This is a genomic window from Nostoc sp. (genome assembly GCF_036919595.1).
GTDB lineage: Bacteria > Cyanobacteriota > Cyanobacteriia > Cyanobacteriales > Nostocaceae > Nostoc.
Window position 1 is genome coordinate 37,345 of the sequence record NZ_JBALCO010000190.1, and the last position, 14,274, is coordinate 51,618.

11 protein-coding genes and 1 pseudogene are annotated in these 14,274 nt (G+C 41.9%); all 12 read left to right on the forward strand.

Annotation, left to right across the window (positions count from 1 at the left end):
* Positions 1 to 230 precede the first annotated feature (230 nt).
* The 12 genes and pseudogenes from V7K21_RS29460 (at position 231) to V7K21_RS29515 (ending at position 14,026) form a co-directional block, all read left to right on the forward strand.
* Positions 231 to 1,856, forward strand: a complete 1,626-nt coding sequence (locus V7K21_RS29460; protein ID WP_335179494.1) for an FAD-binding protein — start codon at positions 231 to 233, stop codon at positions 1,854 to 1,856.
* Positions 1,853 to 2,182 (forward strand): ferredoxin family protein, encoded by a 330-nt coding sequence (locus V7K21_RS29465; protein WP_335075487.1) that lies wholly within the window; start codon positions 1,853 to 1,855, stop codon positions 2,180 to 2,182. Before V7K21_RS29460 ends, V7K21_RS29465 begins: the two co-directional genes overlap by 4 nt.
* A 19-nt stretch (positions 2,183 to 2,201) precedes the next feature.
* Positions 2,202 to 3,377, forward strand: coding sequence for an ABC transporter substrate-binding protein (locus V7K21_RS29470; RefSeq protein ID WP_335179496.1), 1,176 nt, complete (start codon positions 2,202 to 2,204; stop codon positions 3,375 to 3,377).
* A complete protein-coding gene (locus V7K21_RS29475) occupies positions 3,350 to 3,766 on the forward strand; it encodes a hypothetical protein (protein ID WP_335179498.1) in 417 nt (138 codons plus the stop codon). Before V7K21_RS29470 ends, V7K21_RS29475 begins: the two co-directional genes overlap by 28 nt.
* A gap of 109 nt (positions 3,767 to 3,875) precedes the next feature.
* Complete coding sequence (locus V7K21_RS29480; protein ID WP_335179500.1) at positions 3,876 to 5,366, forward strand: amidohydrolase family protein; 1,491 nt, start codon at positions 3,876 to 3,878, stop codon at positions 5,364 to 5,366.
* Between the two features lie 117 nt (positions 5,367 to 5,483).
* On the forward strand, positions 5,484 to 6,962 hold the full coding sequence (locus tag V7K21_RS29485; protein ID WP_335179502.1) for an amidohydrolase family protein: 1,479 nt from the start codon (positions 5,484 to 5,486) through the stop codon (positions 6,960 to 6,962).
* 224 nt (positions 6,963 to 7,186) lie between these two features.
* Entirely contained in the window at positions 7,187 to 8,368 is a 1,182-nt protein-coding gene (locus V7K21_RS29490) for an acyl-CoA dehydrogenase family protein (RefSeq protein ID WP_335179504.1), read from the forward strand.
* Positions 8,369 to 8,494: 126 nt separating this feature from the next.
* A complete protein-coding gene (locus V7K21_RS29495) occupies positions 8,495 to 9,316 on the forward strand; it encodes a class I SAM-dependent methyltransferase (RefSeq protein WP_335179506.1) in 822 nt (273 codons plus the stop codon).
* A gap of 526 nt (positions 9,317 to 9,842) precedes the next feature.
* The gene (locus V7K21_RS29500) at positions 9,843 to 10,949 is read left to right on the forward strand and encodes an aliphatic sulfonate ABC transporter substrate-binding protein (RefSeq protein WP_335179508.1); all 1,107 of its coding nucleotides are present in this window, start codon (positions 9,843 to 9,845) and stop codon (positions 10,947 to 10,949) included.
* A gap of 36 nt (positions 10,950 to 10,985) precedes the next feature.
* A complete protein-coding gene (locus tag V7K21_RS29505; protein ID WP_335179510.1) occupies positions 10,986 to 11,849 on the forward strand; it encodes a TauD/TfdA dioxygenase family protein in 864 nt (287 codons plus the stop codon).
* Positions 11,850 to 12,262: 413 nt separating this feature from the next.
* Positions 12,263 to 12,682: pseudogene (locus V7K21_RS29510) on the forward strand (sulfonate ABC transporter substrate-binding protein); the annotation flags it as partial.
* 306 nt (positions 12,683 to 12,988) lie between these two features.
* Complete coding sequence (locus V7K21_RS29515; RefSeq protein ID WP_335179512.1) at positions 12,989 to 14,026, forward strand: aliphatic sulfonate ABC transporter substrate-binding protein; 1,038 nt, start codon at positions 12,989 to 12,991, stop codon at positions 14,024 to 14,026.
* Positions 14,027 to 14,274: the final 248 nt, after the last annotated feature.

A 14,274-nucleotide genomic window follows, 5' to 3' on the forward strand; every position in this document is an offset into this window, starting at 1 on the left:
TTTTGTCTAAAACTGTGAAAAGCTTTGTTATATTACAAACTACGGTTTATCTATCAAGATAAAGTATTAAATTTGATGCCAATTTGGTGGCAACCTGTCTTAAGGAGCCACAATTTAAGGCCACTACTAAGCCCTAGAGTAAATAGATAAACAGATTCCTGAATTATTTTGCAGCATCGATGGGGTGAAGACTTGATGCTTAAGACTTTATCAATGAGGGGAAATTGTAAATGCTGAAGACGTTAACAACCGATTTTGAACTCGACTTAGAAGCAGATGTGCTTGTGATTGGAGGTGGGCCAGCTGGAACTTGGGCGGCATGGAGTGCTGCATCAAGTGGAGCTAGAGTTGTCCTCGTAGACAAAGGATATTGTGGTACGACTGGATGCGCTGCTGCATCTGGTAATGGTGTGTGGTATGTGCCACCCGATCTAGAAGCACGAGAAACAGCAAAGGCAAGTCGGGAATCGTTGGGTGGGTTTTTATCCGATCGCAACTGGATGGATCGAGTACTGAATCAGACCTATGTAAACGTCAATCAGTTAGCAGAGTGGGGTTATCCCTTTCCCACCGACGACGAAGGCAAACCCTATCGGCGATCGCTGCAAGGGCCAGAATATATGCGGCTGATGCGGCGGCAAATTCAACGGGCAGGAGTAAGAATTTTAGACAACAGCCCCGCCTTAGAACTACTGGTAGATGACGATGGTGCTGTTGGTGGTGCAACGGGTGTAAACCGTCAAACTGATAGTAAATGGATAGTGCGATCGCCAGCCACGATCATTGCTACAGGCGGCTGTGCATTCTTGAGTAAAGCGTTAGGATGCAACGTCCTGACAGGGGATGGTTATCTGATGGCGGCTGAAGCAGGTGCTGAGATGTCGGGTATGGAATTTTCCAATGCTTATGGCATCTCCCCCGCCTTTTCTTCAGTTACCAAAACCCTGTTCTATAATTGGGCAACCTTCACCTACGAAGACGGGACTGTGATTCCGGGGGCAAGTTCTCATAGACGTTCAGTAATTGCCCAGACATTGCTGCAACAGCCAGTTTACGCTATTATAGACAAAGCGGCTGAATCGATGCGCTCATCTATGCGTTTAGCACAGCCTAACTTCTTTTTACCCTTTGACCGTGCAGGCATTGATCCATTTACGCAACGTTTCTCTGTGACTCTGCGCCTAGAGGGAACTGTGCGCGGTACCGGAGGAATTCGGATTGTAGATGAGAGTTGTAGCAGTTCTGTACGGGGACTCTATGCTGCTGGAGATGCAGCCACACGCGAACTGATTTGTGGCGGCTTTACTGGTGGTGGTAGTCACAATGCTGCTTGGGCAATATCTTCTGGCTATTGGTCTGGGAAATCGGCTGCTGAATATACGCGCAGTTTGGGGGAACAGAAAACTCAACACCGCCTTCAGGGTGTTGGAGAAGTAGTATTACAGAGTGGGAGCGATCGCTCTCAAACCTTGGCAACTAATGAAATTATTCAAGCAGTCCAAGCTGAAGTATTTCCCTACGAAAAGAACTACTTCCGTACAGAACAAGGCTTAACCGAGTCTTTGGGTAAACTAAATCATCTTTGGCAAGAACTCCGCAGTAGCCAGGTAACGTCGGATAAAGAACTAATCCGGGCGCGAGAAGCTGCGGCGATGGTAGCCACAGCCCGATGGATGTACAGCAGTGCCATTGAACGTAAAGAAACTCGTGGTATGCACAGACATTTAGACTATCCAGAAATTGATGCTAACCAGCAACATTATCTGATTAGTGGGGGATTAGATCAAGTCTGGGTGAAGGTTGAGCCTTTAGAGAGTACAGAAAAGTTACCATCCAAAATAGGAGCATTAGTGTGATTGAGTTGGTCAGCGAGTCGCGGTGCATAAATTGTAATATCTGCGTAAATATTTGCCCGACCAACGTGTTTGACCGTGTACCTGATGCACCGCCAACCATTGCTAGACAGAGTGACTGCCAAACCTGTTATATGTGCGAATTGTATTGTCCAGTAGATGCTCTTTATGTTGCACCAGAAAGCGACATGCAGACTTCAGTCAATGAGGCAGAATTGGCAGAAGTTGGGTTACTGGGTAGTTACCGTGAAAACGTTGGTTGGGGACATAAACGGACTTCAACAGCAAAAGTCGATCAAACATTCCAAATTTTGAAGCAGATGAAATAGTACAGCGGAGAAAATAGTCATGCTGTCCTTCAAAGCAGGAACAGGTTCTATCGGTAAAAATATAGCCATTTTCAATTTGGTGAGGTACAGGTATGCAGACAGACCTAGCCCCTTTGGGGGAGTCAAAAGTCAAAAGTCAAAAGTCAAAACTGTACTTCACGCAATTGAGAACCGCTATAAACTTCCTTCAAAATTATCAACCTCAGTAACTTGTGTCCTACTGCTACTAACTACAGCATGTAGCCAAGGCGAAACTAAATCTGCTCAATCCATTCAGGGTATTAATACCAATAGTGCTGTAGCTGCATCTAACAACATTTCTACCCTACGAATAGGTTATGTAGGTAGTGTAGAACCTACAGGGCCACTTGGTTGGGCAAAGAAAAAGGGAATATTAGATCATGAGCTACAAAAATTAGGATTTAAAAACATTACTTTTGCGCGATTTCCTAATGGGCCGGATCTAAATGAGGCGCTTGTCGCAGGTCAATTAGACGTTGGTTCTTTAGGCGATACACCAGCCATAGTTCTGAGAGCCAGAGGTGTTGAAACCCGACTGCTGCGGATCACCCAATTTAATACAACCGCTTGGCTAGTTGCGAAAAAGAATGGTCCGCGATCGCTGGCTGAACTTAAAGGTCAAAAAATAGCTACCCAAAAAGGTTCTTATATGCATCGATACCTGCTGGGTTTGTTAGCTGAAGCTAAAATTGACAAAGATGTAAAAGTTGTCCACTTGATGACTACTGAGGCAAAAGCAGCTTTAGAACGTGGTGATGTAGCAGCTTATGCAACTTCAAGTGATCTGGGGCCTTTTCTGAAATCACAAGGATTTCCAGTGATTGATTCTTCGGCGAATCATAAAGGTTTGTCTGGAACATCATTAGTTGTAGCGACTGAAAGCTTTCTAGCGAAACAGCCTGATTTTCCCCATAAATTTAACGCAATTCTCACAGAAGCAACCAAGGATTTAATAGCTAATTCTGAAGAATATTATCAGTATCACGCCCAAACTACTAAATATCCCATTGATATCATCAAAGTATCGTTCCCACTCCAACAGGTGTCAGAAGAACCATTACCAGCCGAGGGTGTGAAACTTTTAGAAGGCACTAAGAATTTTTTAGTTTCACAGGGTTTAGCAAAGTCGAATTTTAAATTAACAGATTGGGTTGTGAACAAACAACAGCGTTAATTTTATCTGTTATCCCAGATGCGGAAGTAGGGGAAGCAGAAATCAGTGACTTTTCTAAGCAAGAAAAACAGATTTTTGTAATTAAGTCTTTCAAAAACGCAATTTTTAGCATCAAAGGCTTAACTCCCAAGCTCAAAGGCTTAACTCTCAAGCTTAAAGGCTTAACTCTCAAGCTCAAAGGCTTAACTCTCAAGCTCAAAGGCTTAACTCTCAAGCTCAAAGGCTTAACTCTCAAGCTTAAAGGCTTAACTCTCAAGCTTAAAGGCTTAACTCCCAAGCTTAAAGGCTTAACTTCCAAGCTTAAAGGCTTAACTCCCAAGCTTAAAGGCTTAACTTCCAGGTTCAAAGGCTCAACTCTTAAGTTCGAAAGCTTCCTACTTCCCTCGTGACCAATAATTCCTTGATGTACAGAGCTAATAAATTTATCTGTCAAATCAATCCAAAATCTAAAATCCAAAATTGTTTGACCAATTCATTTGAAAATTCAGGTAACATGGTATGACTATTGCACTAGACTGTCCAAAAAAAACTAAGTCTGCTCAAATTCGGGAAAAACTGGGTTATCCGATCATCGACACCGATGTACATACTCAAGAGTTTCCCCCAGCATTCTTGGACTATTTAGAGCAAGTTGCTGGAACTGCGATCGCACAACGTTTTCAAGAGCACTTACCTGGCGCATCTCGCTCTAAATGGTTCAACCAATCTTGGGAAGAACGCCGTACTCACCGCACCGCCCGCCCTCCCTTCTGGACTCGTCCCACCAATGATCCCCTAAATTTAGCTACCGTTAGTTTGCCGAAGTTGTTGCACGAACGCTTGCAAGAAGCAGGTACAGACTTTGCCGTTGTGTACCCCAACTTGGCAACAATGGCACCACATATCGGGAATGAAGAAATGCGGCGGGCTGTTTGCCGTGCAGCTAACACTTACCATGCTGATATTTTCCGCCCTTATAGCGATCGCTTAACACCCATTGCTTCCATCCCAATGAATACGCCCGAAGAGGCGATCGCTGAATTGGAATATGCGGTGAAAGTGCTGGGACTCAAAACAATTCAAATCCCCGGACATATCCGCCGTCCGATTCCCGCTTTCGAGAAGTATGGGAAAGAAGTAGCCAACGAAGCCATTTGGATTGACACTTTTGGCTTGGATAGTAAATATGATTACGATCCCTTCTGGGCGAAGTGCGTAGAACTTAAAGTTGTACCCACCACCCACTCTTCTGGTATGGGCTGGATAAATCGGCGTTCAATTAGCAATTACCAATACAACCATATTGGTCACTTTGCATCGGCTGCGGAAGCACTATGTAAATCTCTGTTCTTTGGTGGTGTAACTCACCGCTTCCCCACACTCAAGTTTGCCTTTTTAGAAGGAGGTGCAGCTTGGGGTGCTAGTTTGTACACCGATTTGATTTGGCACTGGGATACCCGCAATAAAGACCATATGGTGGAAAATAACAATCCTGCCAATGTTAATTATGAAGAACTGCTAGAATTCTATACCCGCTATGGTGATGAATTAGTACATGGTCGTTTAGATCAGCTAGGCAGTGGTCTAGGTTTCCACGCTGACTTAATATCTCCCCTAGAGCCAGGTGATTTGGATGAATTCGCCGTAGCAGGAGTTACGAAGCCAGAGGATATCCGTGATCGCTTTTTGAATCATTTCTACTTCGGGACAGAATCAGATGATACCCGTGTAGCCCAAGCCTTTAACCGGAAAGCTAATCCTTATGGCGATCGCGTTAAAGCCTTCTTAGGTTCCGATTCTGGTCACTGGGATGTACCTGATATTACTGCGATCGCAGCTAATACCTATTCAATGGTAGAACGCAAGATTATCACCGAAGAAGATTTGCAATATTTCCTGTCAATTCATCCCTTGGAGTTATACACCAGCCTGAATCGTGACTTCTTCAAAGGTACGGCTGTCGAGAAAACAGCAGATGAATTTTTGGCTACGAAAGGGAGTAGGGGCTAGGTAATACGGTTCGGTTTAAGAGACGCGATTTATCGCTGTCTCTACAAAGGATTGATTCTTCGGCGATTTATCGCGTCTTTGCCAATGCCTATAAACATTTGATGAGGGTAAACTATTATGACGATCGCTCTAGACCGCCCACAAAAAACTAGGTCTGCTCAGATTCGGGAAAAACTTGGTTATCCAATCATCGACACCGATGTACATACCCAGGAATTTGAACCAGCAGTCTTGGATTATTTAGAGCAAGTTGGTGGAACTGCACTTGTCGAACGTTTCAAAGAGAATTTACCAGGATCTTCCATCTTTAAGTGGTACAAGCAAACTTGGGAAGAACGTTTTGCTTATCGCAGCAATCGCCCTAACTGGTGGGGTCGTCCCACAAAAAATACTTTGAATTTGGCTACCATTAGCTTACCCAAGTTGCTGCATGAGCGCTTGCAAGAAGCAGGTACAGACTTTGCAGTTGTGTACCCCAACTTGGCAACAATGGCACCACATATCGGCAACGAAGAAATGCGGCGGGCTGTTTGTCGCGCACTTAACACCTACCATGCTGACATTTTCCGCCCTTATAGCGATCGCTTAACACCCATTGCCGCGATTCCACTGCACACTCCCGAAGAAGGGATTGAAGAGTTGGAATATGCGGTGAATGTACTGGGACTCAAAGCAATTCAAATCCCCGGTTATGTTCGTCGTCCAATTCCTGCCTTTGAGAAATATGGCAAAGAAGTGGCTAACGAAGTGGTTTGGATTGATAACTTTGGTTTAGATAGCCAGTATGATTACGATCCATTCTGGGATAAGTGCGTAGAACTAAAAGTTGTACCCACAACTCACGCTTCTAGCCAAGGTTGGACAACTCAGCGTTCTGTTACCAACGCCCAGTACAATCACATTAATCACTTTGCCTTTGCGGCGGAAGCATTATGTAAATCGCTGTTTTTTGGTGGAGTGACTCGCCGCTTCCCGCAATTAAAATTTGCCTTCTTAGAAGGTGGTTCAGCTTGGGGTGCTAGTCTATACGCTGATATTATTTGGCACTGGGAAACCCGCAACAAACAACATTTATTGTTAAATAACAATCCTGCAATTATCGATAAGGAAGCATTAGTAGAGTTGTACACTCGCTACGGTGGCGAACTTGTAGATGGACGCTTAGATCAAATAGGTGACGGTTTAGGATTCCACCATCAACTATTGTCTCCAGAAAATCCAGGCGAACTTGATGAATTTGAACTAGCAGGAATTAATCAGCCAGAAGATGTGCGCGATCGCTTTTTGAATCATTTCTACTTCGGTACGGAATCAGACGATACCCGTGTATCCCAAGCTTTTAACCGCGCTGCTAATCCCTTTGGCGATCGTGTTAAAGCCTTCTTGGGTTCTGATTCTGGTCACTGGGATGTGCCTGATATCACCGCCGTTACTGCCAACGCCTACTCGATGGCAGAACATGAAATCATTACCGAAGAAGACCTCCGCTACTTCCTTTCAATCCATCCTTTGGAGTTGTACACCAGTCTCAATCAAGACTTCTTCAAAGGTACAGGTGTTGAGAAAGCCGCAAACGAATATCTAGCTGGGAAATAGGGAATGGGGAGTAGAGAAAGAATGGCTATGCCCCATGCCCAATGACCAATTCCCATCCTTTACAACGTTCCATGTTCCATTTCCTCTGTTCACTTGTGGGGTGGGTCCTTTCCCACTCTACATTTCTCCTAAAATTCTGTCTCTGATTGCTACCTAATTGTTGAAACAATAACATGTCATCATAGTTTATCCTCATTATTTCAAGAGTTAAGGATGATTTGATTATGGTGCTAAATATTACAAAACCAAAGGACTACATTAACGTAGCATCTTCTTTGTCCAAAGAACTTGCTCAATCCGCAGTTGAACGGGATGCCCAAGCTGGAGTTCCAGAAGAGGAAATTAATAAACTGCGTGAGAGTGGTTTGTTAGGGCTGATTGTCCCCAAGCAATATGGTGGGATTGGCGCAACTTGGATTGATGCCTTAAAAATTGTCAGAAAACTGTCAAAAGCAGATGGTTCAATTGGTCAGTTATATGGTAATCGTCTTAATTTGACGACTTTGGGTCACGTTTTGGGCACACCAGCTCAAAAAGAAAAATATTATAGAGAAACTGCTAAAAATAACTTATTTTGGGCAAACGCCATGAATCCGCGGGACACCAGGCTGAAAATTAACCCAGAAGGCGATAATTTTCGGGTTAATGGTGTTAAAAGTTTTGGTACGGGTATTTCTGTTGCAGATTATCGGGCATTTTCCGCTTTGGAAGATGGCGTAGAATTGCCCTTCATATTCATAATTCCCAAAGACAGGGAAGGGATAGTTTCTAATCAAGATTGGGACAACATCGGGCAACGTCGCACTGATAGTGGTAGTTTTACATTTAACAATGTCCTAGTAGAGAAAGATGAGATTTTGGGGCCACCCAATTCCCCTGATACTGCCTTCTCAACTTTTCTTGCTATTATTGCCCAGCTAACAAAAACCAACGTTTTTCTGGGAATTACTAAAGGAGCCTTCGCCGCTGCTCGTGAGTACACTAAAACTACTACTAAAGCGTGGATTATATCAGGTGTAGATAGTGCTACTCAAGACCCATACATCCTGCATCATTACGGTGATTTTTGGATTGAAATCCAAGCTGCGATCGCTCTAGCCGACCAAGCAGCTGAGAAGCTGCAAGCAGCATGGGACAAAGATGCAGCACTCACTCATCAAGAGAGGGGAGAAGTTGCGATCGCAGTTTTCGCAGCCAGAGGATTAGCTAGCCGTGTAGGTATAGATATTACCAATCGCATCTTTGAAGTTACCGGAACTCGCGCTACTGCAACAAAATATGGATTTGACCGTTATTGGCGGGATTTACGAACCTTTACCCTCCACGATCCTGTGGACTACAAATTGCGAGCGATCGGCGATTGGGTACTCAACGATCAACTACCCGTCATCACGCAATATTCTTAAAACATTAGGAATTGGGAATGGGGCATTGGGCATTAATTATTCTCTTCTATTCCCTCATCCTCCTCATTCCCCACTGTCTTGCCCGGCTCAAAATCCAAAATTTAAAATCTAAAATCCAAAATTGATATGACTCAACTAAAAACACTTCCTACCTATGACCCAAGTTTATTTGAAGGAGCCGCTGAGGGCTACGCTCAATATAGAACTAAATACCCACCTGTTGTATTCGATAAACTAGCCGAAATATTTAACCTCAATGGTCAAGGACGACTCCTTGATTTGGGTACTGGACCAGGATTAATTTCAATTCCTCTGCGAACCAAATTTGAGGAAGTTGTGGCGATCGATCCCGATCCCGATATGATTGCAGAAGCTAAACGGCAAGCAGCAGCAGTAGGAGCAAATAATATTACTTGGTTAGAACAAGGAGCAGAGTTAATCGACTCTAGTTTAGGGACATTTAAGTTAGCCACTATTGGTAGAGCCTTCCACTGGATGGAACGCGAATTAGTACTTGAGAGCCTTTATAAATTGCTTACTGATGATGGTGGATTAGCACTGCTTCAGACTGGTGACAACCCTTGGGAAAGCAATTTACCTTGGAAACAAGCTGCTGTTGGAGTAGTGAAGAAATGGTTAGGTGATGAGCGACGGACTGGACAACGAGGACAAGGCATTCGTAAGCCAGTCGATCCTCCCCATGAAGTCGTAATTGCCAATTCGGCTTTTGTTCCTCAAGAAGTCTATGAAGTGCCATTTGAAAAATCTTGGACTCTCGATAGCTATCTCGGCTACTTATACACTACAGCATTCTCTCTCAAAATTTTCTATGGCGATAACGCCCCAGCATTTGAAACGGATCTTAGAGAAGCGCTACTAGCAGTTGAGCCGTCTGGACATTTTACAGAAGAACTCAAAGCTACAATCCTAGTCGCTTGGAAATACTAGCAAAATTGAACACGAACAAGACAGAGTTTCACTCACAAATTTTAATTTTCCACTAGCACAACATTGGAGTGGGTCTTTCTCACTCCACTTTCTAAATTTTTCCCTCCTAACTGTTAAGTTTTCAATTCCTCAAGTCGTTGCAGGGTGGGTTATACCCACTCTATTTCCTAACTTCAGATATTACAAAAAATTATTTTACTTATTAAAAAGTTGTCTCCGATGACACAGATGCATTATCCGAGTGAGTTTAACCAATTAAAAAAACTGTTTTAGCTGTTTACAATCAACAGTGTTTTGTAGTTTGTTTGATTTAGTTATAATAAATTTGCATAAATTAAGAGCAATAATATTAATAAATGTACATTAATTAAGACTGCGAGTTTTTGATAAATGTTTTTTCTACAAATAAAAATACTTAATTAATCTGGTTTTAAAATAAATTAATAAATAAAATTTTTTTGGTTATTTAACTTGCAATTAATCATAATTGTTCTGACCACCTAGAAGGGAATAAATAAAACAACTCATGCCATCTTTAAAAGCAAAGTTTGAATTCAGGAAAAGCCAGAGAACAACACGTCGTTCCTTCTTGTTTGCTCTCGGCTATTGCATAATGCTATCGACGGTTCTATCGAGTTGTAGTGGAGCAAAAAATAACACTCAGCAGTCAGCAGCTTCCCCTGAGTCGGTAGCTTCATCTAGCACTACAGAGAAATCAACTGAGAAACAAGTAGTACGGATTGTCCGTTCAAAACAACTTACCCCTTTAGCAGTTTTAGAAAAACAGGGTTCCTTAGAAAAGCGATTAGAGCCTCTAGGTTTTAAAGTGCAGTGGACTGAGTTTGCGGCTGGGCCACAACAGTTAGAAGCCCTAAATGCAAATGGACTAGATATTGCATCTACAGCCGAATCGCCTCCTGTATTTTCCCAAGCAGCAGGAGTGCCCCTTGTTTATCTAGCTACTACACGTCCTAGTGGTAAATCTATTTCACTTTTAGTTCCTGTAAACTCTCCGATTAAAACTGTAAGCGATTTGAAAGGCAAAAAAGTGGCTTTTCAGAAAGCTTCTATTGGTCACTACCTATTAGTTAAAGCATTAGAAGATGCAGGACTGAAACTGAGTGATGTCAAATCAGTTTTTTTACCTCCAGCAGATGCAAATGCGGCATTCAATCAGAATAAAGTGGATGCTTGGTATATTTGGGAGCCATTTGCTACTAGAAATGTACAAAATAAAATTGCTCGTGTTTTAGCAGATGGGGGGAAGTTGAGGGATACGGGTAACTTTTACTCAACCTCGCGCCAATTTTATCAGGCTCATCCTGATGTAATCAAAGTGTTTTTAGAGGAGCTAGAAAAGAAAGAAATCTGGACTAAGGATCATCCCAAAGAAGTAGCACAACTGCTTGCTCCTGTAACTCAGCTAGATCCGCCAACTCTAGAAACAATGCATAAAAAATATGATTATGGGCTAGTACCAATTACCGAGAAAACTATTATCAAGCAACAGCAAGTTGCAGATAAGTGGTACAACCTCGGACTTATCCCCAAGAAGGTAAATGTTAAAGATGGCTTTTTAACGCCTGAAGAGTACACCAAAATTACTCCCTCTGACGTTCTAGCGAATAAATAATTATCTGAAGAAAAAATTAAAGCACAGGAGAGTATTATGCCTACCTCGACTTTGACAAAGGTTAAAATTAGTGCTATAGATGCCCCTTTGGGAGCTATAGTTACCGATTTTGATGCCAGTCAAGCGATCGCACCTGAAGTTATATTACAACTTAAGAAAGCTCTACGTGATCGCCATATCTTGATCTTCAAAGAGCAACAACTCTCTGATGAACAGCTTTTGAACTTTTCTTTATACTTTGGCGCACTCTTTGTACCATCTGATGAAACTCCAGTATTGGCTTCTAAACCAGGAGAAACTCCGGTGGTGATTCCGATTTCCAACGTCGATGGTGGCTATACCGGTACTGGAGAACTAACTTTCCATTCTGACCACAAATGGACTCCCACCCCATCTAGTGGTTCGCTTCTTTATGCTTTGGAAATACCTTCTCAAGGTGGAAATACTTATTGGTTAAATACCAATTTGGCCTATGAGGCGTTAGACAAAACCACCAAAGAACGGATTGCAGATTTACAGTTAATTACCTACAACCCATTCTTGCGAGATCGGAATGCACCCCGCTCTTTGTATCGTTTAGACAAGAATATTCCCTTAATAAGTCCTATCTTTCCCCATCCTCTAGTGCGGACACATCCTGAAAGTGGCAAAAAGCATCTTTACTTAGATGCTGCTACAGAAGTAGAAATTGTCGGGTTAGCAGCCCAAGAAGGATCTAAACTGATTGAACAGTTGCGTCAGCATTTGAATCAGCCCCAATTCTACTACCAACACAAATGGTCTGTAGGCGATATTGTCTACTGGGATAATCAAGCTACCTTGCATTATCGTCAAGCATTCGATCCGAATGAGCGACGGGTATTGAAGCGGGTTAGCCTTGCAGGTAGTCGTCCCTTTTAGTCTCTATATCTGAAGTAGAGATGCAAGAAATTGCCTCTCTACAAAGCCAGAATCATAATTGAAAATTATCCACCCTAATTCATAAATCAGATAGCAGAAAAAATTGAGTTATTAGGTAAAAGTATTTAGCTCAAATCCGCTAAATAACATGTTAAATATATATTCAAAACTTTGAAAACAATAATAAATTATTTTCAAATATTATATTGAATTAAATTATATTAAAATATATTTTATTTAAAAGAATAAGAATAGTGTTTATAAACACTTCATTAAAATTAGATAATAGATAAAATTTAGACGTAAATTAATAGTTTTCAAACATCACAGGTAGATTGAAAAGCAAAATTAATTTATTTAAAATTTGATTGATTTTCTTTCAATCAGAGATTAGTTTAACCTGAAGCTCTAAAATGTTTAGCAATACCGTTAAAATTAAGTCACCAATAATCAGAAAAGTAGTATTATTTGTAATGCCTAGTTTTTTGGCTTTATCTACCACATTAATAAGTTGTACGTCAACTAGCGATAATACAAATACTGCAATCGGCTCAAAAGCAGATCCAGCAGCGACAAAAACTATTACTTTTAAAACAAAAGTGCTGCGAATTGGGTATCAAAGCTCTGGTGATTTGGTTAGAGTGACAGGAGTTTTAGAAAAACGTCTGGAACCTTTGGGTGTCAAAGTTGAGTGGGCACAATTTGCCCAAGGACCGCAACTTATGGAAGCGATGAATGTCGGTAAAATTGATGTTGGATTGGTTGGAGAAACTCCTCCCATTTTTGCCCAAGCTGCTGGTGCAAGAATCGCCTATCTTGCTGGTAGACGAATTAAAGAATATGCAGCTATCACTCCACCAACACTTATAAGTGAAAAATAGATACTAATCAGATATGAAGTCTAGGGACTGGGGACTAAGAAAGAGTTTTCCAATACCCAATCTTGAATCCTTTCAGGCCAACTAAAATACCAATTTACTAAACCCAAAAAGATATTTTTGGAAGTAGTGTCATATCAAATTTTAATACTAGATTGGTGTTTTAGGAGGTTGACAGAACAACTTCCTATTATCTTACTTGGTGAAAGAAAGTAAGACTGACAACGTAAAAGCTAAAACTTACAAGGAAAATCACAACTCATGAACAAGCCATTTCAACCACAACGCCGTACAGTTTTGAAGCGTATTGTCCAATATTCAGTACTGGGACTGTTTACTTTATCATCTTCCTTGGTGGGTAGCCTTGTGCAAAACACCCAAGCGCAGACAGCCAAAGTAATTAACTTGGCGTATCAAAGTTCTGGTGATATTGTCAAGTCCAAAAAAACTGTTGAGCCACTTTTTAAAAAATTGGGTGTAACCGTGAATTGGGTTGAACCATTCGCAGCAGGGCCGCAATTGATAAAAGCGCTGGATGAAGGTAAAGTGGATATCGGTACTGTCGGAGAGACACCTCCAATATTTGACCAAGCTGCACGCCCAGGCCTCATCCCTGAAGTTGTCTATCTTACTGGACGCCCGCCCACCGATGGTACAAACCAAGGTATTATAGTGAAAGCTAATTCTCCCATTAAGAAAGTAGCTGATCTTAAAGGTAAGAAAATTGCTTTTCAGGTAGGGTCGAATGCACAGTATTTACTAGCAAAAGCGTTGAAAGAGGTAGGGTTAAAAATTAGCGATATTCAAATCGTTGCTTTGACTCCAACTGGGGCCCGCGATGCCTTTATTCAAGACAAGGCTGATGCCTGGGTGGGTGGCGATCCCCTTTTAGCTGCTGTGGAAAGTACTACCCCAATTCGGAATCTGAGAAATGCAGCAGGAATTAACATTCTCAACGGGTTTTATATTGGCAGGCGTGCATTTGTCACCCAAAATCCGCAATTGGTGCGAGTGTTTTTAGAGGAAGCAGAGAAGGTAGGAGAAGCGGCTGAAAAAAACCCAAGCGATTATGCCAAAATTTTAGTTGATGAACAGAAATTACCTCCAGCAGTTGCACTAAAGGTGGCAAGCCGTCGTAATTATAGATTGAAAAAAATTACACCTGCGATCATTGCCCTACAGCAGAGCGTTGCTGATTTTTATTTTGAGGAAAAAGTCATCTCGCGTAAGATTGATATCAAACAAGGGATTCTTTCTGATCTAGTGTATAAAGCGATCATACCTGATAATATCAAGTAACGGTAAACAGGTAGAGGCAGGTTTGTTCAGCTATTAACTTGGCTAGCTATTAGACTGTAGCGAAAGTTTGCCTAACTTTAACAAAGGGCTTAACAAGTTGCTCAACTAACTTGTTAAGCCTATTGTCTGGTTAAGTAAAAACAGAGGAAGGAACGGGAGCATCCAGTTTTGGAAGATTTACCACTTATGGGAAAATTTAAAGGGAAATAACCCTGTGCGATCGCTGACAATGAACCAAGAGAAAGAAG

Bases quoted from the DNA above. Each gene is read 5' to 3' on its own strand.
- V7K21_RS29460 (WP_335179494.1), top strand. From the start codon at position 231: ATGCTGAAGACGTTAACAACCGATTTTGAACTCGACTTAGAAGCAGAT.
- V7K21_RS29470 (WP_335179496.1), top strand. From the start codon at position 2,202: ATGCTGTCCTTCAAAGCAGGAACAGGTTCTATCGGTAAAAATATAGCC.
- V7K21_RS29480 (WP_335179500.1), top strand. From the start codon at position 3,876: ATGACTATTGCACTAGACTGTCCAAAAAAAACTAAGTCTGCTCAAATT.
- V7K21_RS29485 (WP_335179502.1), top strand. From the start codon at position 5,484: ATGACGATCGCTCTAGACCGCCCACAAAAAACTAGGTCTGCTCAGATT.
- V7K21_RS29490 (WP_335179504.1), top strand. From the start codon at position 7,187: ATGGTGCTAAATATTACAAAACCAAAGGACTACATTAACGTAGCATCT.
- V7K21_RS29495 (WP_335179506.1), top strand. From the start codon at position 8,495: ATGACTCAACTAAAAACACTTCCTACCTATGACCCAAGTTTATTTGAA.
- V7K21_RS29500 (WP_335179508.1), top strand. From the start codon at position 9,843: ATGCCATCTTTAAAAGCAAAGTTTGAATTCAGGAAAAGCCAGAGAACA.
- V7K21_RS29505 (WP_335179510.1), top strand. From the start codon at position 10,986: ATGCCTACCTCGACTTTGACAAAGGTTAAAATTAGTGCTATAGATGCC.
- V7K21_RS29515 (WP_335179512.1), top strand. From the start codon at position 12,989: ATGAACAAGCCATTTCAACCACAACGCCGTACAGTTTTGAAGCGTATT.